This is a genomic window from Amycolatopsis roodepoortensis (genome assembly GCF_014873915.1).
In the GTDB taxonomy this organism is placed as follows: Bacteria; Actinomycetota; Actinomycetes; order Mycobacteriales; family Pseudonocardiaceae; genus Amycolatopsis; species Amycolatopsis roodepoortensis.
The window spans coordinates 2270071-2293476 of the sequence record NZ_JADBEJ010000005.1 but is presented as its reverse complement, the minus strand read 5'-3'; the positions used below and the strand labels follow the sequence as shown (position 1 = coordinate 2293476).

General features: G+C 70.8%; 21 protein-coding genes. 9 read left to right on the top strand and 12 right to left on the bottom strand.

Annotated elements, in window-relative coordinates; genetic code table 11:
• Positions 1-144: 144 nt before the first annotated feature.
• Positions 145-1725: a SpoIIE family protein phosphatase gene (locus tag H4W30_RS30170; RefSeq protein ID WP_192745887.1), complete on the top strand. Its 1581-nt coding sequence runs from the start codon at positions 145-147 to the stop codon at positions 1723-1725.
• Here H4W30_RS30170 and H4W30_RS30165 read toward each other — a convergent pair.
• Positions 1708-2715 carry a DNA topoisomerase IB gene (locus H4W30_RS30165; RefSeq protein WP_192745886.1) on the bottom strand — a complete coding sequence of 336 codons (1008 nt, stop codon included), beginning with the start codon at positions 2713-2715 and terminating at the stop codon, positions 1708-1710. The genes H4W30_RS30170 and H4W30_RS30165 overlap by 18 nt on opposite strands.
• 98 nt (positions 2716-2813) lie before the next feature.
• Here H4W30_RS30165 and H4W30_RS30160 point away from each other — a divergent pair, with 98 nt between their 5' ends.
• Both H4W30_RS30160 and H4W30_RS30155 read left to right on the top strand, forming a co-directional pair.
• Positions 2814-3356 carry a type 1 glutamine amidotransferase domain-containing protein gene (locus H4W30_RS30160; RefSeq protein WP_192745885.1) on the top strand — a complete coding sequence of 181 codons (543 nt, stop codon included), beginning with the start codon at positions 2814-2816 and terminating at the stop codon, positions 3354-3356.
• A 58-nt stretch (positions 3357-3414) separates the two neighbouring features.
• Positions 3415-3591, top strand: coding sequence for a hypothetical protein (locus tag H4W30_RS30155; RefSeq protein WP_192745884.1), 177 nt, complete (start codon positions 3415-3417; stop codon positions 3589-3591).
• On the opposite strand, the gene H4W30_RS30150 is transcribed toward H4W30_RS30155, so the two are convergent.
• Positions 3584-3973 (bottom strand): hypothetical protein, encoded by a 390-nt coding sequence (locus H4W30_RS30150; protein ID WP_192745883.1) that lies wholly within the window; start codon positions 3971-3973, stop codon positions 3584-3586. The two genes, H4W30_RS30155 and H4W30_RS30150, sit on opposite strands and share 8 nt — an antisense overlap.
• A gap of 49 nt (positions 3974-4022) precedes the next feature.
• Positions 4023-5342 (bottom strand): serine/threonine-protein kinase, encoded by a 1320-nt coding sequence (locus H4W30_RS30145; RefSeq protein ID WP_192745882.1) that lies wholly within the window; start codon positions 5340-5342, stop codon positions 4023-4025.
• Between the two features lie 144 nt (positions 5343-5486).
• Here H4W30_RS30145 and H4W30_RS30140 point away from each other — a divergent pair, with 144 nt between their 5' ends.
• Positions 5487-6584 carry a sialidase family protein gene (locus H4W30_RS30140; protein WP_192745881.1) on the top strand — a complete coding sequence of 366 codons (1098 nt, stop codon included), beginning with the start codon at positions 5487-5489 and terminating at the stop codon, positions 6582-6584.
• Between the two features lie 139 nt (positions 6585-6723).
• A complete protein-coding gene (locus tag H4W30_RS30135) occupies positions 6724-7554 on the top strand; it encodes an SAM-dependent methyltransferase (protein WP_192745880.1) in 831 nt (276 codons plus the stop codon).
• Between the two features lie 218 nt (positions 7555-7772).
• Here the strand turns inward: H4W30_RS30135 and H4W30_RS30130 are convergent, their stop codons facing one another.
• The 3 genes from H4W30_RS30130 to H4W30_RS30120 form a co-directional block, all read right to left on the bottom strand.
• Positions 7773-9614 carry a M48 family metalloprotease gene (locus H4W30_RS30130; protein ID WP_318780692.1) on the bottom strand — a complete coding sequence of 614 codons (1842 nt, stop codon included), beginning with the start codon at positions 9612-9614 and terminating at the stop codon, positions 7773-7775.
• A 212-nt stretch (positions 9615-9826) separates the two neighbouring features.
• Entirely contained in the window at positions 9827-10660 is an 834-nt protein-coding gene (locus tag H4W30_RS30125) for an aldo/keto reductase (protein WP_192745878.1), read from the bottom strand.
• A gap of 28 nt (positions 10661-10688) precedes the next feature.
• A complete protein-coding gene (locus H4W30_RS30120) occupies positions 10689-11870 on the bottom strand; it encodes an MFS transporter (RefSeq protein ID WP_192745877.1) in 1182 nt (393 codons plus the stop codon).
• A 143-nt stretch (positions 11871-12013) separates the two neighbouring features.
• On the opposite strand from H4W30_RS30120, the gene H4W30_RS30115 reads away from it, so the two are divergent.
• Genes H4W30_RS30115 through H4W30_RS30100 form a run of 4 tightly spaced genes read left to right on the top strand, consistent with a single transcriptional unit; the run spans position 12014 to position 14925 of the window.
• Complete coding sequence (locus H4W30_RS30115; RefSeq protein ID WP_192745876.1) at positions 12014-12466, top strand: MarR family winged helix-turn-helix transcriptional regulator; 453 nt, start codon at positions 12014-12016, stop codon at positions 12464-12466.
• 49 nt (positions 12467-12515) lie between these two features.
• Complete coding sequence (locus H4W30_RS30110; RefSeq protein ID WP_192745875.1) at positions 12516-13973, top strand: amidohydrolase; 1458 nt, start codon at positions 12516-12518, stop codon at positions 13971-13973.
• Positions 13974-14012: 39 nt separating this feature from the next.
• Complete coding sequence (locus H4W30_RS30105; RefSeq protein ID WP_192745874.1) at positions 14013-14417, top strand: hypothetical protein; 405 nt, start codon at positions 14013-14015, stop codon at positions 14415-14417.
• A gap of 43 nt (positions 14418-14460) precedes the next feature.
• Positions 14461-14925 (top strand): DUF2127 domain-containing protein, encoded by a 465-nt coding sequence (locus H4W30_RS30100; RefSeq protein ID WP_192745873.1) that lies wholly within the window; start codon positions 14461-14463, stop codon positions 14923-14925.
• Between the two features lie 9 nt (positions 14926-14934).
• Here the strand turns inward: H4W30_RS30100 and H4W30_RS30095 are convergent, their stop codons facing one another.
• From H4W30_RS30095 to H4W30_RS30070, 6 genes are all read right to left on the bottom strand, one after another.
• Complete coding sequence (locus H4W30_RS30095; RefSeq protein WP_192745872.1) at positions 14935-15633, bottom strand: PP2C family protein-serine/threonine phosphatase; 699 nt, start codon at positions 15631-15633, stop codon at positions 14935-14937.
• 265 nt (positions 15634-15898) lie between these two features.
• Positions 15899-16720 (bottom strand): hypothetical protein, encoded by an 822-nt coding sequence (locus tag H4W30_RS30090; RefSeq protein ID WP_318780691.1) that lies wholly within the window; start codon positions 16718-16720, stop codon positions 15899-15901.
• A 43-nt stretch (positions 16721-16763) separates the two neighbouring features.
• Positions 16764-18620: a glycosyltransferase family 39 protein gene (locus H4W30_RS30085; RefSeq protein WP_192745870.1), complete on the bottom strand. Its 1857-nt coding sequence runs from the start codon at positions 18618-18620 to the stop codon at positions 16764-16766.
• A 4-nt stretch (positions 18621-18624) separates the two neighbouring features.
• Positions 18625-19878, bottom strand: coding sequence for a bifunctional glycosyltransferase family 2/GtrA family protein (locus H4W30_RS30080; protein WP_225949918.1), 1254 nt, complete (start codon positions 19876-19878; stop codon positions 18625-18627).
• 74 nt (positions 19879-19952) lie between these two features.
• Entirely contained in the window at positions 19953-21800 is a 1848-nt protein-coding gene (locus H4W30_RS30075; RefSeq protein WP_192745868.1) for an ArnT family glycosyltransferase, read from the bottom strand.
• A 4-nt stretch (positions 21801-21804) separates the two neighbouring features.
• Positions 21805-23340: a sensor histidine kinase gene (locus H4W30_RS30070; protein ID WP_225949917.1), complete on the bottom strand. Its 1536-nt coding sequence runs from the start codon at positions 23338-23340 to the stop codon at positions 21805-21807.
• Positions 23341-23406: the final 66 nt, after the last annotated feature.

The following is a 23406-nucleotide window of genomic DNA, read 5'->3' as shown; positions in this document are numbered from 1 at the left end:
GAGTGCTGTGTCATCTGTGTCGACCCTCTCCACCACGCATGCCAAGCCATGGTCGTCGCATCAGCGTGCCATGATTCGACCTACACTTCGAGCCAGTCCGCCCGCTCACACTGCGCTACCCGCAAGGCAGGAGGAGGTCCGGGAATGGTGTCACGGCCCGCCCCGGCCTCGACGTCGCTCCCCTCGGAGTCGTCGCCCCCGACGAGCGAGGGAGCCCTGCCCGAATCCGGGCGGTTCTGGCGCGAGCTGCTCGAAGACGTCCGTGACGCGGTGCTGGTGCAGGACGTCGGCGGCGCGCTGCGCTGGTCGAATCCCGCCGCCCGCGAGCTGTTCGGCGGCGGCCGCCCGATACTGACCGCCGAAGGTCCCGACGTCGGGCATGTCGAGCACACCGGCCGCCGGTTCCCGGCCCGGATCCGGACGTTGCCCGGCGGCTGGCACGCGTGGACGGTGACCTCCGCGGTCGCGGCCGACGGCCCGCGCGTGGACGGCTTCCTCGCCGCTTCGGCGCCCCGGCTCGCCTCCGCGCGGGGGCGGCACGGGACGGCGAAGGCGATCGCCGAGCTCGCCGCGGCCGAGCTCGCGGACTGTGTCTTCGTGCTGCTGCCGACCACTCGCGGCCGGTGGGAGTGGTGGAGCTGCGATCACCGCACCACTCACGGGCACGGCCGGATCAGGCGCGTTCCCGCCCAGCTGGCGCCGGTGCTCGCGGGCACCTTCGCCTCCACGGACGAACTCGAGGCCAAGGCGGTCCCGGAGGAGGAGATCGCGGCCCTGCCTGCGATCGTCGCGGAACGGCTCGCCGTCCATTCGTCGGTGACGGTCGTCTCACTGGGCTTCGACGGCGGCTCCGGAGGAGTCACCGGCGCGGTGGTGCTCGGCAGGCGCGGCGCGCCCGCGTTCGGCGAGGACCACCCGCGAGCGGTGACCGAGTTCGCCCGCGCCGCCGGGACGGCGCTGGCGAACGCGCACCGCTACGCCCGCCAGGAAGAAGCCACTCGCGGCCTGGAGACCACGCTGCGCCCGACGCCGCCACCGGACGTCCACGGTGCCAAGTTCGACGTCTGGTACGAGCCCTCGGGCGGCCTGCTCGACGTCGGCGGCGACTTCTACGACGTCCTGCCGCGCGAAGACGGCGGCGCGATGTTCGTCCTCGGCGACGTCTGCGGCAAGGGTGCCGAGGCGGCCGCGCTCACCGGCCGGGTCCGGCAGACCCTCGCCGCGCTCGACCTCGTCGAGCACGACAACACGACGTTGCTGAGCCTGCTGAACTCCCTGCTCATCACCGGCGGCAGCGGCCGGTTCGCCACCCTGGTGCTCGGTTCGGTGCTGGCGGGCGAAGACGGTCTCGGCGTCACGCTGGCCTCCGGCGGGCATCCCGCGCCGCTGGTGGTGCGCCGCCGCGGCGGGGTCGACGAGATCACCCTGCCCGGCACGCTGGTCGGGATCTCCCCGCAGGCCCGGTTCGCCGAGACCGCCATCCGGCTGGCCGAGGGCGACGTCTGCCTGCTCTACACCGACGGGATCACCGAAGCGCGGCACCACGAGCGGCCGTCGGACCTGTTCGGGGACGAACGGCTGCGTGACCTGCTGGCGGGCTGCCAGGGGATGTCCGGCCGCCAGGTCGTCGCCCGGATCCGTTCCGCGGTGCGGGAATGGCTCGGCAGCGGGACGCACGACGACATCGCCGTCCTCGCCATCGAAGCCTCACGACCCGTTCAGTAGCCGCACCACCGCCCGCTCCACGATGTCGCGGGCCTCGTTCGGATCGGCCACCTTCTCCGCCTTCCGCGCCGCGCGCGCGATCGTCCGGTCTTCGTGGTAGGCGGTGACCACCCGAGGGTCCACATAGGACCGCCGCGCCACGGCGGGCGTGTTGCCGAGCCCCTCGGCCACCTCGGTCATCACGGTTTTCTCCACGCGTTTCAAACCGCGCTGGCTGGATGGTTTCTCCAGCCCCGCGAAGGCCGAAGCGGCCAGGACGGTGGCGTTCCAGGTGCGCAGATCCTTGGCGGTGAAACCGTCGCCGACGATTTCCCGGAGCCGGTCGTTGATGTCGTCGGCCTTCACCTCGTGCCAGCCGTCACCGTCGCGGTAGGCGAGCAGGCGCACTTCGCCGCCTCTCACCCGCCGGAGGGAGCGGACCAGCCGTACCAGTGCCTCGTCCCGCAGCCGGACCTTCCGCTGGATGCCGTGTTTCGCGGGGTAGTCGCACACCAGGCATTCGCCGCGGAGCTCGACGTGCTCGCACAGCAACGTCGCCACCCCGTGGGTGCCGTGCTCGTCGGCGTAGCTCTCTCCGCCGGTGCGGAAGACCCCGAGGTCGATCATCCGCAGGGCGCCGGCGAGCACGCGTTCCCGTTTCAGGCCGCGAGAGTCGAGATCCTCCTGGACCGTCTCGCGCAGCTTGGGCAGCTTCCGCGCCAGCGCGAGGACGCGATCGTGTTTCTCCTCGTCCCGGGCCCGTCGCCATTCGGGGTGGTAGAGGTACTGCTTCCGCCCGGCGTCGTCGATCCCGACCGCCTGGATGTGGGCGTTCTCGTGCGGGGAGATCCACACGCGCCGCCACGCGGGCGGTATCGCGAGCGCGTTGATCCGCTCGATCGTCTCCCCGTCCTTCAGCGACTCGCCGTCCGGGGTCAGATAGCCGAAGCCACGACCTCTGCGCCGCCTCCGGATACCGGGGGTCGCCAGGTCCGCTCGCCGAAGTCGCATGCGGGCAGATACCCGCCGCGGCGGGAGTTCATACCCATGGTTCGGCGGTCGCGGTCCGGGGTAGTCCGAAAGCGACTACGACCTCAGGAGGGAACCCGATGGCGACATCGCTGAACGGACACCGCGTGGCCATCCTCGCCGCGGACGGCGTGGAGCAGGTCGAGCTGGTCGAGCCGCGCAAGGCGGTCACCGACGCCGGGGCGACGGCCGAAGTCGTCTCGCTGGAGCCCGGCGAGATCCAGGCCATGAACGGCGACATCGACAAGGCCGAGAAGTTCACCGTGGACCGGGTCGTCAAGGACGTTACGGTCGCCGACTTCGACGCGCTTGTGCTGCCCGGCGGCACGATGAACCCGGACAACCTGCGCGCGGACGAGGACGCCGTCCGCTTCGTGCGCGACTTCGTGAACAGCGGCAAGCCCGTCGGCGTGATCTGCCATGGGCCGTGGACGCTGGTCGAGGCCGACGTCGTCCGCGGCCGCACGCTCACGTCGTATCCCAGCATTCGCACCGACATCCGCAACGCCGGCGGAACCGTCGTCGACCAGGAGGTCGTCACCGACGGCAACCTCACGTCGAGCCGCAATCCGGACGACCTGCCCGCCTTCTGCGCCGAGATCGTCGCCCGATTCGCCGGATAAACGAGTGGCGCGCGTCACAGAACTGAGGGATCGTGGTGGCGGGGAAGGAGGTGCCGCGATGACCGTGCATGCCAGACGCTACGGCCGCTGGTGCCGTGAGCATTTCGAGACCGAGCATGAGCCGGAACGGACGCGGCCCGCGGAGACCACGGCCGCCCCGGAGGTCACGGACGCCCAGGCCGAGCAGGCCCAGGCGGGTGACGCCCCGGAGGGGAGACCGGGCTCGCTCAACTGAGGGAGCGCCGGTACCAGACCCGCTTCGGGCCGGGGAGGCCGATCCGCGAGACCAGGTCGGTCACCACGCCGCCGATGATCAGCCACAGCAACGCGGCGAGACCGTCGTTGAACAGGGTGCGGAGTTTGAGGCCGTCCGGGGTGAACAGGTTCCGCAGGCCGAGTGAGACGGCGCGCGACCACTGGTCGATCAGCTGCGCGAACCCGTTCCCCGGGTTGGCTTCGCCGAACACCAGCAGGATGTGCACGAGCAGCACCAGCGCGGAGATCCAGCACACCGCGTGGACGACGGCGTTGACGACCCGCACGACGCGGATCCTGCCGGGTGTCCGTTCGACGATTTCTTCTTCCTGCGGCTCTCGCGGGTCGTTGATGTAGGTCATCGCCGTCTCCCATCATCGTCCACAGTGGACACCCGTACCGTGCGGTCGCTCAGCCGGGTGGGCCGGGCCTGCTGCTCCTCGTCGTCGGCGGGCCGGGCTTGGTCTTGCTCGGCTTGCCCGAGGTGCTCTGCCGGTCGCTTGCGGCGGTCGTGTCCCTCGGCGCGGAGGTGGCCTCGGTGCTCCGGGCGCCTGTCGGATCCGCGCCGGAAGCCGGGACCGCTTCGGTCACCACGACGGTGCCGTTGCTCGCCTTCGGGCCGCGGGTGGGCACCTCGACGGCCTCCGAAACCTGCGGTCCCGGGCCTGCCACCGGTCCCGAAGTGCTGGTCACCGCCGGGGGGACCATCCCTTCCGGCTGGATCGGTGCGGGCGTTCCCGTCTGGTTGAAGGCCAGCATGACACCGAGGGTGATCGCGGCGGCGGGCGCGGTGACGGCGGCGACCACCGCCGCCCGTTTACGGGCCGCGGGTGCGAGACGGACCACCTTCGTCCCGGTGGAATCCTCCAGCAGGATCCGGGAAATGGCTGCGGCCGTCGGACGCTGCGCCGGCTTCCGCGCGGTCATCCCGCGCAACAAGGTAGTCATGGTCACCGACAACCCGCCTGGAATCCGGGGCGGCCGGTGCAGCCTGCCGACCGCGGCCTCGACCGGTGTCCCGGTGTACTCCCGCTCGCCGGACAGGCATTCGAGCAGCACGAGGCCGAGCGAATAGATGTCGGCGGGCGGGCCGACGTTCTCGCCGCGGACCTGTTCGGGCGCCATGTACGCCGCCGTGCCGACGACGCCGCCGGTCTCGGTCACCCTCGTCGCGTCGAAAGCGTGCGCCACGCCGAAGTCGCCGATCAACGGGCCGTCGCCGTCGATCAGGATGTTCGCCGGTTTCAGGTCACGGTGGGTGATGCCGTGCGCGTGGACGTGCGCGAGCGCGTCGGTCAGCCGGGCGGCCAGTTCGACGACCTCGTCCTGGGAGAGCGGGCCGGACCGCAGGCGCTGGGCCAGGTTCGGGCCCTCGACCAGTCGCATCGTGAGGTAGGTGTAGCCGTCGTCGGAGCCCGCGTCGTACAGCGGGACGAGGCCGGGGTGGCGGACCGCGCTGAGGGTCTGGATCTCCTGCTCCCGGCGGCGCTCGTCCCTGGCCATCGTGTCCGCGTGGAACAATTTCAGCGCGACTTCGCGCCCTTCGCGCAGGTCCCAGGCGCGGAACACGCGCGCGGTCGCGCCGCGGCCGAGCAGCTCGCGGACCTCGTACCGGCCGGCGAGCCTGCGTGGCAGATGGTCCGGGTCGTGGACGTTCAGGCTGAACCGGCGCTGAGTGGTCCCGGGGTCTTCTTCTTCATCACCACCAGCACGCGCACCCGCGTCGTCCATCGGTGCTACCTCCGTCTCACCGGCCGAACGCCGTATACCCGGTCCGGCCCCGGGCGAAACAAGATTTGCGAGAGTACCGGAGATGAACGGAGGGTTCACTTCGAGCGACGGGCAACCCGGGCGGGGGCCGGACGTCTCGTGGTCATGAAGCCGAACCGGTGGGCCGCGCTCGCCGCCACCGCACTGACCGCCCTGGCCGTCTTCACTCCGCCCGCCGCCGCCGAGGCGCCGGTGCCCGAGGGTTTCGCCCCCGCGTCGACCAGTTGGACCGGGCCGCGGCACGGATTCGTCCTCGGGTTCTCGCCGTGCGGGAAACCCGGATGGTGCGCTTCGCTGCTGGCGACCACCGACGGCGGGAAGCGGTGGCGCCGCGTCGGTGAACCGCCGATCTCCTTGCCGGACAACCACAATCAGGTCAAACTCACGGTGATCGACGGGCGCGACGCGTTCCTTTCCGACGGCACCCGGCTGCTCGCCAGCCACGACGGGGGCGTCAAATGGTCCGAGGTCCGCCTCGCCGGTGCCCGGGAACCCTTCTATATTTCGAAAATCGCCGAATCGGGACCGCGGGTGTTCGCGATGGTCACCGGATTCGGCACCCCGTCGACGACGACGCTGTACGCCGGCATCGCCGGCACGCGGCTGCTCCTGCCGGTCCCGGGATTCACCGTCACCGGCTCCTCGACCTATGGCGACATCGCCACCAGCGGCGGGATCCAGGTTTCGATGGGGGCGGACCACCGCGTCCAGAAGTACTGGACGTCGTCGGACGGCCTCACCTTCGCGGCCGCGCCACCGCCTTGCCCGGCGGACAGTTCGGCGTCACTGAGCGGAGTCCGGCGGGGCCAGGTACTGGCGCTGTGCAGTGGGGGACCGGGGACGCCGCAGCCGGGGGCGACCGTCCGGCGGCTGTGGCGCGCGCCGAAGCTCGGTGGGCACTTCACCGGGACGGCGCAGGCGCCCACCCTCGGGATCGACCAGAGCTTCAGCGCGGCTTCGCCCACGGCGGCGACCGTCGCGGCGGAAGGCGGCGGCACCGGATTCCTGCACAGCACCGCCGACGGCGGATCGACCTGGACGACGACCGTGCTCAGCGGCCGCGGCGTCTGCCTCAACGATCTGGACTTCCCGGACGAACGGGTCGGCGTGGTCGTGGACGGCCTGCCCGACGCCGAGGGCGGGTCCGCCGTGTACCGCACCACCGACGGGGGAATCACCTGGCGTGAGCTCGTCTTCGGGTGATCGGCGCAGGTAGGCAAGGCCCTTGGGGAGGTTCACGGGACAGCACGCCATGTCGTAATCTGTGTACGGTCCGTCGATGTCGAGGGAGCCGTGGGCGCGTTCGCGCGGCCCGTGCGCGGCTGAAGGGTGGAACGTGTCCATGACTTCGGACGAGGTCCGGTCTGTGCCGAGGCGCCCGCTTCCCCTCGACTACAGCAAGCCCAACCTCGCCCGGATGAAGGACGTCCTTCTCGGCGGGCACGACCACTACGAGGTCGACCGGCGGGCGGTGGAGGACCTGCTCGCCATCGCCCCCGACGCCGCCTCGATGGCCAAGGAGTTCCGCTCCTGGGCGAACCGGGTGGTCCGGTTCCTCGCCGGCGCCCGCGGGATCGACCAGTTCCTCGACCTGGGCTCCGGGCTGCCCACCTCGGAGAACACGCATCAGGCGGCGCAGCGGTACAACCCGGACGCGCTGGTCGTCTACGTCGACCACGACCCGGTCGTCCAGGCGCACGGGCTGGCGCTGCTGGAAGACCTGCTCGTCCATGTCAGTGGCGCCGATCTGACCGACCCGGAGCAGACCCTCGCCGATCCGGTGGTCGCCGAGCACATCGAGCTCGACCGCCCGGTCGCGGTGATCCTGAACTCGGTGCTGCACCACATCGAAGACCTCGACGAGGCGCGGTCCGTCGTCCGGGCGTACGTCGACGCGATCGCGCCCGGCTCCTACGTGCTGATCACCCACGACTTCACCCCGGGCGAGGGCGCACGCGGCGCGCTCGCCCGGAAGCTCGACGACCTCATGGCGAGCACCGGGCACCGCACCGTGCATCGCGGCCGCGAGGAGATCGAGTCGCTGTTCGACGGGCTGGAGGTCTTGGAGCCCGGTGTCGTTCACCTGCACGAGTGGTGGCCGGAGGGGCCGCGGCTGGCTCCGCTGACCGAGCTGAACCACCTGAGCCTCGGCGGGGTCGGGATCAAGCCTTAAGGGGCGGGCCTGCCGGAGCGGCATGTCGCGAAAGCCACTTTCGGGACGTCAGGCGTCGCGAAAGTGGCTTTCGCGACGTGCGCGGAGGGCCGTCCTCGGGCGACGGTCGGCGCAGGCTCGCCTCTGGCGGCTGCGTTGCGAATGCCCTTTCGCAACGTTGAAGGTTGCGAAAGTGGCTTTCGCAACCCGGGTGGAGGCACCCGACACAAAAGCGCGCGTCAAGCCCTCAGCGACCCGAACAACGCCGTCAGTTCGTCGTGCGCGGTCCCGAAGTCCTCGGTGTTGCCGGTGAAAGCCAGTTCCAGTGTCTCGCCGTCGGACAGCTCCAGCGTCAGGTACGCGGTGAGCTTCCGGCGGGGGAAGCCGCCCGCGACGATGTCCGAGAACGGGATCCGCCGGGCGCCCGGTTCGGCGCGCAGATCGTCGAGGCCGCGCTCGCGCAGTTTCCGGATCCGCTTGCGGTCCGACACACCACGCGCCCCGATCAGCCCGGCGAGGCCGCGGCGGATCAGCACCGAACGCGCCATCGGCAGCAACACCACTTCGGTGTCGCAGACGACCAGGTCGTAGAGCTTCCGTTTGGCCTTGAGCGCGGTGAACATCCCGAGCATCCGTGCTTCGGCGGGATCCGGCTCGGGCTGGGGTTCCTGCTTGCAGAAGTACCCGGCCGGCACGCTCAGCAGTTGCAGGTTGTGGACCAGTTCGTCGACCGCGCGCGGGCTCCGCACCGCCGGGCCGACCAGTTCGGCGACGTCGAACGGCTCGCCGTCGCCGAGGCACAGTTCCCAGCCGCCGCCCCAGTTCAGGCGGTGGGCGGCGACGCCGTTGTCGATCATCGCGGCGGTGACGGTGTCGGCGAACAGTTCGGTGAGCAGCGCGAGGCCCTCCTCGCGGGACGGCGCCCGCAGGGGTTTGGCGAGCGCGTCGGCGTCCCCGTCGCGCAGCACCCGCACGACCTCGCCGATCGTGCCGCGCGGCGCCAGCCTGCTTTCGATCCCGGCCGAGGTCAGCATTCTCGCGCCCTCGGCCACCGACGCGCGGCCCGCGCGTTTGACGACCTCGTCCCAGTCGGCGCGCGGTCCGACGTCGCGGACCAGCACGGCCAGCTCCGCCTCGGGTACGTCGATCTTCGGCGCCCCCAGGAGCGACCAGCCCGGCCGCGCGTCCGGCTTCACCGGGTTGTCCGGCACGCCCGCCAGCGCGGCGATCCGCCGCTTGGTGGGCGGATGGCTGTCGTACTTCGACAGCTCCTCGCCGTCGATGATGTCGTCGGCGTACTCGGTCACCCAGTCCCGCTGGACGGGGTGGTTGAGATACGACCGGAACCCCAGCAGGACGGCGGGAGTGCGCCGTGCCGCCGCGCCGAGCGAGAGATAGCGCTCGGAGTAGTCCTTCCACAGCGGGCTCAGCGTCGCGACCTTCCGCAGCGCCGCGGCCGCCGTCCGGCTGCCCGCCGCGAGCACGGACGCCTCGTCGGCCTGCAGTTCCTGCCGCCGGTTCGCCGACCGGGCGATCAGGAGGTACAGCTTCGAGTACGCGGAGAGCAAGGCCCTGGCGGGGCCGCCGTCCAGCCTGTCGACGGTGAAGGCGAGCGTCTGGGTGCCGCGGTAGGTCAGCGCGAGCAACCGGGTGTGGCCGCCGCTGTAGTGGCCGAGTTCGTGCGCGAGCACCGCGCGCAGCTCGCTCACGCTCAGCGCGGCCATCAGCGGCAGCCCGATCAGCATCGTGCGGCGGCCCGGCCGCAAGCCGAGCAACCGGGCGTCCTCGGTGACCGCGGCGTTGATCTCGCCGATCAGCACGATCTCGTCCGGCGGCCGCGTCTTCACCTGGGCGGCGAGATCGTCGATCATCCGCCACAGCGCGGGATGCGCTTCGCGGTCCAGCCGCGGCCCCTCGATCGGGGGACGCCGCGCCCGCAGCGCGCTCACCAGCCCGAAGCCGAGCGCGATCATGATCGCGAGCCCGCCGAGCATGACGTAGGTGCCGATCTTGCCCTGGATCCGCAGGCCCGCCAGCACACTGGCGACACCCACCGCGACGACCACCACTGGGAACGCCACGAGCAGAAGTGTCGCGAGGACGGCGCGTCCTCGGGCCTGCATCGTCCGGTTACCTCTTTTCGCACAAGTGCCGTCTGTGCGGCCGAATAGTAACCGGCTACGCAGCGGGCTCGGGCGAGAACAAAGGGCTACGCCCGCGACCTGCGAAAGCCCAGAGCCTCGTGAGTGGCAAGGACGGTTCTAACCGTCCTAACCACTCACGAGGCTGATGACTAGGCGACGTTGAAGGTGTCGGGATCCGGCCCGGTCCGCTCGCCGCGGTCCAGTACGGACAGCGAGGCGATGTCCTCCTCCGACAGCGTGAACCCGAAGACGTCGAGGTTCTCCTTGATCCGCGACGGCGTCACGGACTTCGGGATGACGACGTTGCCGAGCTGCAGGTGCCACCGCAGGACGATCTGCGCCGGCGTGCGGCCATGCTTGGCGGCCAGCGCGGTGATCGCGTCCTCGCCGAGCAGGGCGCCGCCCTTGGCCAGCGGGCTCCACGCTTCGGTCGCGATGCCGTGCTTCGCGTCGAATTCGCGCACTTCGGCCTGCTGCAGGTACGGGTGCACCTCGACCTGGTTGACCGCCGGGGTCACCGAGCCGGCGTCGAGAAGCCGTTCGAGATGCGCGGGCTGGAAGTTGGACACGCCGATCGCGCGCACCCGGCCGTCGGCGTAGAGCTTCTCGAAGGCCTTCCACGTGTCGCGGTAGAGATCGCGCTCCGGCGTCGGCCAGTGGATGAGGTAGAGGTCCAGCTTCTCGAGGCCCAGCTTGGCCATGCTGACGTCGAACGCCTTCAGCGTGGCGTCGTAGCCCTGTTCGCTGTTCCACAGCTTGGTGGTGATGAACAGCTCGTCGCGCGGGATCCCGGCTTCGGCGAGCGCCTTGCCGACGCCCGCTTCGTTGCCGTAGACGGCGGCGGTGTCGATGCTGCGGTAGCCCGCGTCCAGCGCGGCCTTCACCGCGGCGGTGGTCTCCTCGTCCGGCACCTGGAAGACGCCGAACCCGAGCTGCGGCATCTCCACCCCGTTGTTGAGCTCGACGGTGGGAATGTCGGTCACTTGCGTTCCTTTCGTGGGTACTTGCGGGTCAGGCGGCGGGGGCCAGTTCGGCGCGACGAGCCTTTCGCCGCCCGCTGTCGAGCATGCCCGAGATGACCGCGACCAGCAGTCCGGCGAGCGCGAGCGCGGCGCCGATCCAGTTGGGCGCGGTGTAGCCGAGCCCGGCGTCGATGGCCTTGCCGCCGAGCCACGCGCCCGCGGCGTTGCCGAGGTTGAACGCGGCGATGTTGGCCGCCGAAGCCAGCGCGGGCGCGCCTTCGGCCTTGTTCATGACGCGGGCCTGCAGTGGCGCGACGGTCGCGAAACCGGCGGCGCCGAAGACCGCGATGGTGATCGCGGCGGGGAGCTGGGCGTGCGCGGTGAAGACGAACACGACCAGCACGGCCGCGAGCACGGCGAGGATGACGTACAGGCTGGGCATCAGCGACCGGTCGGCCGCCTTGCCACCGAGCAGGTTGCCGACGAACAGGCCACCGCCGAACAGCACCAGCAGCCAGGTCACCGCGCCGGGGGAGAAGCCGGCGACCTCGGTCATCATCGGGGCGATGTAGGTGAAGGACGCGAACACGCCGGCGAAGCCGAGCGCGGTCATCGCCAGCGCGAGCCACACCTGCGGACGCCGGAACACGGCCAGTTCGCTGCGCAGCCCGGCGCTCTTCGTCGTCGCCTGCACGGGGACCAGCGCGAGGATCCCGATCAGGCCGATCACGCCGAGCGCGCTGACCGCCCAGAACGTCGAACGCCAGCCCAGTGCCTGGCCGAGCGCGGTTCCCGCGGGCACGCCGAGGACGTTGGCGACGGTCAGCCCGGTGAACATCATCGCGATGGCGCCCGCCTGCTTGTTCGGCGCGACCAGAGAGGCGGCGACGACCGCGCCGACACCGAAGAACGCTCCGTGCGAGAGCGCGGCGACCACGCGGCCGGTCATCAGCAGGCCGTAGGTGGGGGCCAGCGCCGAAACGACGTTGCCTGCGATGAACAGGACCATCAGGCCGACCAGGACCGTCTTGCGCGGCACCCGCGACGCGAGCGCGGTCAGCAGCGGGGCGCCGACCACGACGCCCAGCGCGTATCCGGAGATCAGCAGTCCGGCGGAGGGGATCGAGACGCCGAAGTCGCCCGCGACCTCGGGCAGCAGGCCCATGATCACGAACTCGGTGGTGCCGATACCGAAGGCACTGATCGCCAGTGCGAGCAGAGCGGCGGGCATTGGAGGCTCACTTCTTCCCGTAGAGTGGTGTTGTCTGGCGTTGGCAACTACGGGCGCCTGAAATAGTTGCACGCGCCGTATATTGCACACGCTTGATGATGCATGACGCAACGAAGCTCGGGCAACCGGGGAAGAGGTGAACCGTGTCACTGGCCGACGACGCCGTGGAGGCACGCGCGCAGGGCTGGCGGACCCTGGCCGCACTGCACGCGCGGATCGAGGACGCGCTGGAGCGCGCGCTGGCGCAGCAGCACTCGCTGTCCGTCAGCGAGTACACCGTGCTGGACGTGCTCGCCCGGCAGGACGGTTTCCACCTGCGGATGAACCAGCTGTCGAACGCCGTCGTGCTCAGCCAGTCGGCGACGACCCGGCTGGTGTCGCGGCTGGAGGACCGGGGGCTGCTGCAGCGATACCTGTGCCCGGACGACCGGCGGGGGATCTACACGGAGGTCACGCCGTCGGGGCAGGAGCTGCTCGCGGCCGCCCGGCCGACGCACGACGCCGTCCTGACCGAGGCTCTGGCCGCCGCCGAAGAACTACCCGAACTCGCGCCTTTGGTCGCCGCGCTCGGAAAGCTCACCTTCGCCCGCTCCTGACCCTCGCAAGTAGGTGACTACTCGCGAGCCGGGCTGGCAAGGTGAGGGCGTGGACGATCTTCTGTTGCGCCGGGTCCGGGTCGGCCTGGCGGGTTCCCTGTCGGACGTGCGGATCGAGGGCGGCCGGATCGCGGCCATCGCGGGCCCGGGGCAGGCGGGTGAGGCGTCGGAGATCCTGGACGGGCACGGCGGCACCCTGCTGCCCGGCCTGGTCGACGCGCACGTGCACACCGCCCAGTGGTCGGCCGCGCGCCGCCGGATCCCACTGGGGGAAGCGGCTTCCGCCGCGCACACGGTCGAGCTCGTGCTGGCACACCTGCTGGCGAATCCCGCGCCGCCCGGCGAACTCGTGCTCGGCGCCGGGTTCCGCGACGGACTCTGGCCCGACGCCCCGCACAAGGATCTGCTGCAGAAGGCGCTGCCCGGGCATCCGGTCGCGCTGTTCAGCGCCGACCTCCACACGCTCTGGCTGAGCCCGGCCGCGCTCAAGCTCATCGGCCGCGAGCATCCGACCGGGGTGCTGCTGGAGAACGACTGCATGAGCGCGACTGCCGAACTCCCGATCGCTCCCGAGGACGTCGTCGACGGCTGGGTGGCCGACGCCCTCGACGCGGCGGCCGCCCGCGGCGTCACCAGGATCGCCGACTACGAATACGCCGACACGGTCACCGACTGGCGGCGACGGCAGGCGCGGAGACCCCTGCCGGTCCGGGTCTCCTGCGTGATCGCGAAGTACCTGCTCGACACGGCCATCGAACGCGGCCACCGTTCCGGAGACGTACTGGAGGACAGTGGCGGCCTGCTCACGGTCGGCCCGTTCAAGCTGTTCGTCGACGGTTCGCTGAACACGCGTACCGCGTACTGCGTGGGTCACTACGCCGGAACCGAGTCCCACGGGCTGCTCGAACTGCCGCCCGAGGAGCTGGAACCGTTGATGCGCAAGGCATCCGCGAACGGCCTTTCGCCCGCGGTGCACGCGATCGGCGACCACGCCAACAAGATCGCGCTCGACGCCTTCGCGAAGGTCGGCTGCGCGGGCCGCATCGAGCACGCGCAACTGCTGTGCGCCGAGGACGTCGCGCGGTTCGCCGAGCTGGGTGTCGTGGCGAGTGTGCAGCCCGCCCATCAGCCGGACGACCGCGACGTCGCCGACCGGCATTGGCACGGCTGGACCGACCGTGCCTTCCCGTACGGCGCTCTGCATCGCTCCGGGGTGACGCTGGAGTTCGGCTCGGACGCGCCGGTCGCGCCGCTGGACCCGTGGGACGCGATCGCGTCGGCGGTCAGCCGCACCGACGACGACCGCCCGCCGTGGCATCCCGAGCAGTCCATGCCGCTGGAGGCCGCGCTCGCCGCGTCGTCGGGTGGCCGGACGTCGGTGGCCGTCGGAGACGTCGCGGATCTGGTCGTCACTGCCGTGGATCCGGCGCGGCTGTCCCCGGCCGGGCTACGCGACATCCCGATCACCGCGACGGTGATGGACGGCCGTGTCACCTACGCGTCCTGAGTCTTTTCTTGCGGTGACGCAACGCCTTAATGGAAGGGCATGGATCACCGTCTGCTCGACCGGCTCCGGGACCTCCACGGCTCCTTGAGCACCGACATCGGTTTCGTCACCCGGATGGTCGAGGAGGACGTGCCGCGCGCCGACGTCCTCCGTGATCTCGGGGAACGGCTCACCGACCTCGGCGCGGCACTGCTCGCCCATTCGGATGACGTCGACGCCGACGTGCTCGCGAAGCTGCCGGACGACGGCTGGCTGCCCGAAGCGGGCGAGCACCACCGGGCACTGGTCGTGGCCCACCACGTCGGCGATCGGCCGCTGCGCTGCGGGCGGATCTATCTCGCCGTCTGCGGTGCGCCGTGCTTTCCCTTCTACGGCAGGGACCGCTCCCGGCGGACCGCCCGGCACGAGCGGTGCCCGACCTGCCGGGACCGCCTGTTCCGGTGACGGCGGCTGCGCGCGGCGGCGGGGTGCGGCAGGGTCGGATGACATGAGCACCGAGAAGCTGTTCCGGATCGCCATCACCCTGAAGGGGCTCGACGGCGCATTGCAGCTGGCCGGCGGGCTGGTCCTGCTGATCGTGCCGGCGTCGGTCATCTCCGGTTTCGCGCACGCCGTGGTCACTCGCGACCTGCTCGGCGACCCCGAAGGGACGCTGGCCCGGCACCTCGAACTCGCCGCCGGTCACTTCGCCGAGGGCCGGACGTTCGCCGTCGTGTACCTCGTGGCGCACGGGCTCGTCAAACTCGGCCTGGTCTGGGCGCTGGCGAAGAAGGTGATGCGAGCCTACCCCGTCGCCGCCGTGGTGCTCTCGGCCTTCGTGGTCTACGAGATCTTCCGCGCGATCCACACGCACTCGCTCGCGCTTCCGTTCTTCGCCGCCCTCGACGTGGTGATCGTCGTGCTCGTCCTGCGCGAGTACCGGCAGCTCAAACGGGATCGCGTCGCGGCCTGACCGCCCGGTTCAGGCCGCGACGCGAAACTTTTCCGTGGTGACGTCCGCGCCGGGCGGATCCACCACGAGCGCGGTGGCGTTGTCGGAGCCACCGAGCGAGATCGCCGTCCGCACCAGCTCGGTGGCCGCCCTGTCCGGCATCCCGAGGATGTCGAGCATGGTCGGCCCGCTGAGCGTCTTGTGCACACCGTCGCTGGTGAGCACGAGCCCGCCGGTCGTGACGGTGGCCGTGCCGATCTCGTGCGCACCGGCCGTGCGGACGCTGGTGGTGACGACGTGTTCCATCCGCGGTGTCACGGGTTGTCCGTGGTCGCGGAAGTACTGCGCGAGCGTATGGTCCTTCGTCACCTGCCGCACGGTGTAACCGTCCCAAGCGTACGCCCGTGCGTCCCCGACCCACGCGATGCCATACCCCTCGTCGGTCCGCACGGCCACGACGAGGACGCAGTCACCGGCCTCGCCGAGAGCGAGCACGGCCCGCTGAGCAGCGAGAACGGCCCCGGCCGCCCCTTGCTCGACCGGCGTCCTGGACGCCGCCGAGGCGGCCGTCCGCGCCGCACGTGCCGCGTTCGGGTGATCTCCGACTCCATCGGCCAGGGCGAACACGATCCCCCGGCCGCCCGGGGTCGCGTACGCCGCGACGGCGTCCGCGTTGTGTTCGCGCGGCCCCTGCGCGCTCGCCGTGTGCCAGTGCGGAAGCTCCCTCATGGTCTTCTCCTCACCCCTGGGTGATTCCCTGCTTCCAGGGTGCGCCTTGATCCTGTGGGCGACCTGAGGGTTCGGTGTCGGACGGCTGTCGGTCCCGCCCTCGTGACCGGAGGCGTAATTCGCGTGATCAGAGACGTAACTCGCGTGATTAAAGGCGTAACTCGCGTGATCGGAGGCGCACCACCCGAGTTACGCCTTCAATCACGTGAGTTACGCCTCCAAGCACGTGAGTTACGCCTTCGATCACGCGAGTCACGGGGAGGGGTCAGCGCAGGCGCGTGATCAGCGTCCGCAGCCAGCTCTCCGCCATCGCCGGTTCCTTCCGCAGATGCCGCACCAGCAGGTCCCGCCCCGCCTTCGAGCGGCCCGCCTCGACGATCGCGACCGCCTCGGCCAGCCCCTGCAGCCGCTTGTCCGAATGCTCCGGCGCGCGACCGTTCTCGTCCGACCAGCGCGGCCGCGGGAACGACGCCGTGAGCTTGGGCTGCGTGTTGCCGAAGTAGGACCAGACCGGCTCGTCGAGCGAGATGTTCCGGACGCCGTTCGCGGGCAGGTCGGCGGGCCAGCCGAACTGCTGCTGCCAGCGGAACGCCGTCGGGCTCGTGTCCTCGCGGATGGTGATCCCGAGGAACCGGAGCCGTCCGCGGATGATGCTCCAGGCCTCGCGTTCGTCCTCGATCCAGCGCCGCAGAAAGCCGTAGAGCTCGGTGAACGTCTGTCCTGTGTAGACGAGGTCGACGAACACCTTCGGCCGCCCGCGGGCCAGGTCGTGCGGGCTCAGCCCCACCGAAGCGAGATAGCCGCGCAGAGTGTCCACATCGGACTCATTCAGTCCGGAGTAGACCCCGGCGAACGACAGCGGCAACTGGTGGATCCTTTCCCGCCAAGGAGTTCCGCTCAGCAGATCGTGCACGCTGTCCGCCGAGCGCCCGACGAAGTACAGATCCGCGTCACCGGCACGGGCGATCACCTTCGCGGCGCATTCGATCAGCTCGTCCAGGAACCACAGCGACGGTTTTCCGGCGCGTTCCAGTAGCGTCCCGAGCTGGTCGGGGCGCACGAGATCCCAGCGGTACGGCCGATTCACGCCGTCCAGGATTCCCGTGCGCCCCGACATTGTCGACGGATTTTCAGGAGAGCAGGTGGTACACCGTCTGCTCGCCGACCGTGGTGGCGCTGAAGTTCTCGGCGACCCATTCGGAGATCTCGTTCGAGCCGCCACCAGGTCCGCCGCCGCGCCCGCCTTCGACGTAGTACGTGATGTCGCCGTTGGCCACGTACTGCTGGAATTCCGCCAGCGTCGGGGCGGGATCTCCGCCGCTCCAGCCGCCGATGCCGATCACCGACTTCCCGCTCGCGAGTTCCAGGTTCGCCGCCGATTGCGAACTCGTCGTCGCGGCGGCCCATTTCGTCGTGGTCGCGGCGAGCGCGGCCCGGAGCTCCGCGGACGAGCCTTCCTCCATTCCCATGCCCATCCCCATTCCCCGTTCGCCGCCTGCCGACGGGCCGGAGATCGGGATGGAACCGGAGTGCGCCTGCGAAGCGGTCGCGATGCCGTACGCGGTGGTGCCGAGCCCGGCGGTCAGGACGGCGGCTGTCGCGACGACGGCGACGAGTTTGCGGGCCGGCGGGACACCCACCAGCACGACGGTCGCGGTCAGCAGGCCGAGCCCGGCGATGATCCAGCGCAGCGCGGGCAGCCAATCCGCGTCGCGGTCCAGCAGGATGTACGCCCAGACGGCGCTGGCCGCGATCATCAGCGACAGGAACACCCGAGGCGCGAGATGTGCCCGGCCCCGCCACAACGAGGTCCCGGAGATCGCCACCACGGCGGCGATCGACGGCGCCAGCGCGACGGCGTAGTACGGGTGCACGATGCCGCTCATGAAGCTGAACACCAGCGCGGTGACGAGCATCCAACCGCCCCACACGATCAGCGCGGCCCTCGTCCGGTCGGTCCCGGCGGCTCGCCGGGTGAACCACAGCCCCGCGACCAGCCCGATCAGCGCGGCGGGCAGCAGCCACGACACCTCGCCGCCGAAGCTCGCGCCGAACATCCTGGTCAGGCCGCTCTCCCCGCCGAAACCGACGTTCCCGCCGCCGGAGCTGACCGTGCCGCCGGGTCCGCCGACCATCACGCCGCCGCCCCGGCCGAAGATCCGGCCGAGTCCGTTGTAGCCCAAGGCGAGTTCGAGCAGGCTGTCGCCGTCCGAGCCCCCGATGTACGGACGCGAGTCCGTCGGCCAGAGATCGACCAGCGCGATGAACCAGCCCGCCGAGACGACCACGGCGACCACCGCGCCGACGAGATGGAGCAACCGTTTCCGGAGTGACGTCGGCGCCGCGACCAGGTAGGCGAGGCCGAACGCGGGCAGCACCAGGAACGCCTGCATCATCTTGGTCAGGAAGCCGAACCCGATGGCGACGCCGGCGAAGGCCAGCCAGCGCGGGCTCGCCTTTTCGATCGCGCGGATCGCGCAGTACCCGCCGGCGATCAGCAGCAGCGTCAGGAACGCGTCGGGGTTGTTGAACCTGAACATGAGCGCGGCGACCGGCGTGACGGCGAACGCCGCCCCGGCGAACAGACCGGCGACGGGGCCGGAGGTCCGTTTCACCGTCAGGTACAGCAGGCCGACCGAGGCGACGCCCATCAGCGCCTGCGGGGCCAGCACGGTGAAACTGGAGAAGCCGAAGAGCCTGGCGAACGCCGTCGTCACCCAGAGCGCGGCGGGCGGTTTGTCGACGGTGAGCACGTTCCCGGCGTCGACCGAGCCGAACAGCCACGCCTTCCAGTCCTGCGTGCCGGACTGCACCGCCGCGGCGTAGAACGAGTTGCCGTAGCCGGAGGCGGTCAGGTTCCAGAGATACAGCAGCGCGGTGGCGGCGAGCAGCCCGAAGACGGCGGGCCGGACCCACCGGCCGGGTGGTTTCGTGGCGCTTTCCCCGGCGTGGCCGGGGTCCACCCGGGAAGCGAGTGCGGTGGTCATGGGGTCAGCTCTCCATCTCGGTGGCGGGGCGGCGGCGGAACACCCAGCCGCGCAGCAGCAGGAAACGCAGGACGGTGGCCGCGAGGTTCGCGAGCACGAGCGCGGTGATCTCGAGCGGCAGGCCGGGAGCCGTCATCGTGTGGAGCAGCGCCAGCGCGCCGCTGGTGAGCGCGAGCCCGAGGCCGAACACGATGAGACCCTGGAACTGGTGCAGCCCGGCGCCTTCCCGGCCGCGGATGCCGAACGTCAGCCGCCGGTTGAGCGCGGTGTTGCCGATCGCGGTCACCAGCAGCGCGACGAGATTCGCCGCCTGCGCGCCGGTGAACGTCCGCAGCAGCAGGAACAGCACGAGGTAGGCGATGGTGCTGGCGACGCCGACGGCGGCGAACCGCACCAGCTGCCGCACCAGGCTCGGCGCCACCCCCGGTGCCTCTACCTGAATCGGAGCGCGGCCGAGTTGTTCGCGCAGGCCGCTGATCGGGATCTGCCCCGTCATCGTCGCCTTGGCCAGCCGCGCGATCCCTTTCAGATCGGCGGTCGCGGTGGCGATGATGTTGACCGACGAGTCCGGGTCGTCCACCCAGTCGACGGGGACCTCGTGGATCCGCAGCCCGGCCTTCTGCGCCAGGACGAGCAGTTCGGTGTCGAAGAACCAGCCGGTGTCCTGGATGTGGGGGAGCAGCCGCTCGGCGACGTCGGCGCGGATGGCCTTGAAACCGCACTGCGCGTCGCTGAACCTCGCCGCCAGCGTGCCGCGCAGGATCAGGTTGTAGCAGCGGGAAATGAACTCCCGTTTCGGCCCGCGCACCACCCGCGCGCCGCGGGCGAGCCTGCTGCCGATGGCGAGGTCTGAGTGTCCCGAAAGCAGCGGCGCGACGAGCGGTCCCAGCGCGGCCAGATCGGTCGAGAGGTCGACGTCCATGTACGCGAGCACCGGAGCGTCCGAAGTGGACCAAACCGAACGCAGCGCGCGGCCGCGGCCTTTTTCGTCGAGGTGGCGGACTTCGACGTCGTCGAATTCGCGGCTCAGCCGTTCGGCGACCCGCAGGGTGCCGTCCGTGCTGGCGTTGTCGGCGACGGTGATCCGGAACGGGTACGGGAACTGCTCCACGAGGTGCGCGCGCAATCGCCGGACGCACGGTTCGAGGTCGGTTTCCTCGTTGTAGACGGGGATGACGACGTCGAGCACGGGGGAGCCGTCCGGGGCGATGGCGGGGCGGCGGCCGGAGTCGGCGCCGGAGAGGGTCGCGGTTGTCATGGTGTCAATCTCGGTCATCGCGCTGAGGTCGCCTTGTGTCCGAGCTGTGCTGTCGCTGTGTCCTGTCATGGGATTCACCGGCTCAGGTCGTAGACGGTGATACCGTCCACAGTGGTCGGTGTGAAGGTGTCCGCGACCCAGGCGGCGATCCGCTCGGCGGCGTCGCTGCCGCTGTCCCCTCGCATCATCATGCCTTCGCCGAGGAAGTAGTGGATCTGTCCATTTCGGACGTATTCCTGGAATCTTTCCAGTGTGGGGGCCGGGTCCGTACCGTTGAACCCGCCGACGGCCATCACCGGAGCCCCGCTGCCGAGCTGATAGCCCGCCGCGTTGTTGGAGCCCACGGTCGCCGCCGCCCAGGTGTACTTGGCACTGTCCTGCCGGATCAGGGCGGCGAGTTCCTCACCGGGCAGGCTCGTCCCGAGCAGCCCGCCGCCGCCCATCCGCATGCCCCGGCCCATATCCGGCCCGGCGGAGGGAAGCGCGCCGGAGTGCGGGGTGGCGGCCGTCGCGACCGTGTACGCGCCGGTGCCCGCGAGAACGGTGACCAGTGTGCCTGTCGCGAGCAGACGCCTTGCCACGCCAGGCAATCGCGAGGCGAAGAACACCAGGAACGCGCACAGCAGACCGGTCACGAGGATCGCGATCGACAATCCGGGAAGCCAGTCGGATCGCCGGGACAGCAGGAGATACGCCGTCAACGCGGTCAAGCCGATTCCCGCGCTCAAGGTGCCCGCGGCGGCCGGATTCCCTCGTGCGCGCCACAACCGGGTGCCCGCGATCCCGATGAGCGCGGCGATCGCCGGGGCGAGCGCGATCGTGTAGTAGGCGTGGATGATCCCGCTCATGTAGCTGAACACCAGGGCGGTCGTCAGGAACCAGCCACCCCAGACGATCAGCGCCGCCCGCCCGCGATCGGTGCGCGGGGCGCGGCGGGTGAACCACAGTCCGGCGGCCAGCGCGACGACGGCGGCCGGAAGCAGCCACGCGATCCCGCCGGCCATCTCGCTGCCGAACAACCGGTCCCAGCCCGTGCCGCCCCAGCCGCCGTTGGGGTTTCCGCCGACGCTGCCGACCTCGTCGCCGGTGATGCGGCCGAAGCCGTTGTAACCGAAAGCCAGTTCCCACAGGCTGTTCTCCTGCGAGCCACCGATGTACGGCCGGTCGGCGGCCGGCCACAGCGCGACGACGGCGAGGTACCAGCCGGCGGACAGGAGGGTGCAGATCAAGGCCCCGAGCAGGTGCAGCAGGCGGCGGCCCACCGTCGTCGGAGCGGCGATCAGGTAGGCGAGCCCGAACGCGGGCAGCACCAGGAACGCCTGCAGCATCTTGGCGAGGAAGCCGAATCCGACGGCGACCCCGGCGAAGGCCAGCCAGCGCGGGCTCGCGTTCTCCAGCGCGCGGACGACGCAGTAGGCGCCCGCGGTCAGGAGCAGGACGAGCAGCGCGTCGGGATTGTTGAACCGGAACATCAGCGCGGCGGCCGGAGTGAGCGCGAGGACGGCTCCCGCCAGCAGACCCGCGGCCGGACCGGAAGTCCGTCGTACCGCGGCGAACAGCAACGCCACCGAGCCGACGCCCATCAACGCCTGCGGCACCAGGACACTCCACGCGCCGACGCCGAACAAGCGCGCGGAAAGGCTCATCACCCACAACGCGGCCGGGGTCTTGTCGACCGTGATCGCGTTCGCGGCGTCACTGGAACCGAAGAACAACGCCTTCCAGCTCAGCGACCCGGCCTGCACGGCCGCGGAGTAGAAAGCGTTGGCCCAGCCGGATTCCCCGAGATTCCAGAGATACAGGAGGGCGGTCGCGAGCAGCAGCGCGGCCACGGACGGCCGGACCCAGCGCGGATCGGCCGGTCGGTCCCGGGCGGAGGGGTCGGTTCGATCGGCTTCGTCGCGGGAGGCGAGGAGGGTCATGGGCTCAGCGTCGGGGGCCGACCTGGGGTGTGGTTGTGCCGAAGCTGTGCACCCGCTGTGAGGATCCGATCACCGGCAGCCGGACCGCGAACTCGGTGTGTCCCGGACGGCTGTGCACCTCGATCGAGCCGTGGTGCGCCACGACGATGGCCGACGCGATCGCCATCCCGAGCCCGGTGCCGCCCGCCGTCCGGGAGCGGGAGGAGTCGCCGCGGGCGAACCGTTCGAACACGCTCGGCAGGAGTTCGGGAGCGATACCGGGGCCATCGTCGGTGACGGTGAGCACCGCGGCCCCGCCGTGCGAGCGGGTCAGCGCGGTGATCACCGTGGTGCCCGGCGGGGTGTGCGTGCGCGCGTTGGACAACAGGTTCGCCAGTACCTGGTGCAGACGCTGGACGTCACCGCGGACGAGTACGGGAACCGGTGGGAGCCGCAGTTCCCACCGGTGGTCCGGACCGGCGACATGCGCGTCGCCGACCGCGTCCGCCGCCAGCCGGGCCAGGTCGACCTCACTCGCTTCGAGCGGGCGTCCCGCGTCGAGTCTCGCCAGGAGCAGGAGGTCCTCGACCAGGGTCGTCATCCGCGCGGCCTCGGATTGGATCCGCGCCATCGAATGGGCGACGATCTCCGGCGGCGCCAGCGCACTGCCGCGGCCCGCGAGTTCGGCGTACCCGCGGATCGCCGCGAGCGGGGTGCGGAGCTCGTGGCTCGCGTCGGCGACGAACCGGCGGACCCGGGTCTCGCTGGCGTGCCGTGCTTCCAGCGCCCGTGCGATATGCCCGAGCATGAGGTTCAGCGCCGAACCGACCTGGCCGACCTCGGTCCGCGGATCGGTGTCGATCTCGGGCACCCGCACGGAAAGCGCGACCTGGCCGCGGTCGAGCCGCATCGCCGACACCCGGCCCGCGGTCGCCGCGACTCGGTCGAGCGGCCGCAGCGTGCGCCGGACCGCGAACGCGCCGAGGAACCCGGCGCCGGTGACGCCCGCCGCCGCGACCCCGAACAGGATCCACCGGACGGTGGTCAGGGTGTCCTGCATCGGCGCGAGCGGAAGCCCGGTGACGACCACGCCGCCGGGAATCGTGACGGCCTGTACGCGGTAGTCGCCCAGCCCGCCGATCGTCAGCGTCATCGGCGGCCGGTCCGCCGGGATGGAGAACAGGCCGGACTCCTGCTCGGCCGACAGCCCCTGGGGAAGTCCTTGCACGGTAAGGACTCCCGCGTAGAGAACGCGGTCGCCGGACACGCGCACGCTCAGCGTCCCGGAGGCCTGGCCGGGCGCGTTGAGCGGATTGGGACCGAGACCGTCCTCCGGCGGCCGGCTCGCGAAGTCGTGGGCGCGGGCCGACGCGGCGGAGAGCTGGTCGTCGATCTGGCGGGTGAGGAACGACCGCAAGGCGATCTCGCCGGAGACGCCGATCGCCAGGCAGACGAAGGTGAGCAGCAGCACCATCGAGCCGGTCAGCTTGGCGCGCAGGGAAAGCCGCCCGGGCCGGATCCACCGGCGCGGGCCGGTGGTCGGGACCGGACCGGGTGCCATGACCCGAGCGTGCGCCGCGGTCGTATGCGCGCGTTGTGTTCCGCCTGTGAGCCCGCTGTGTGCTGT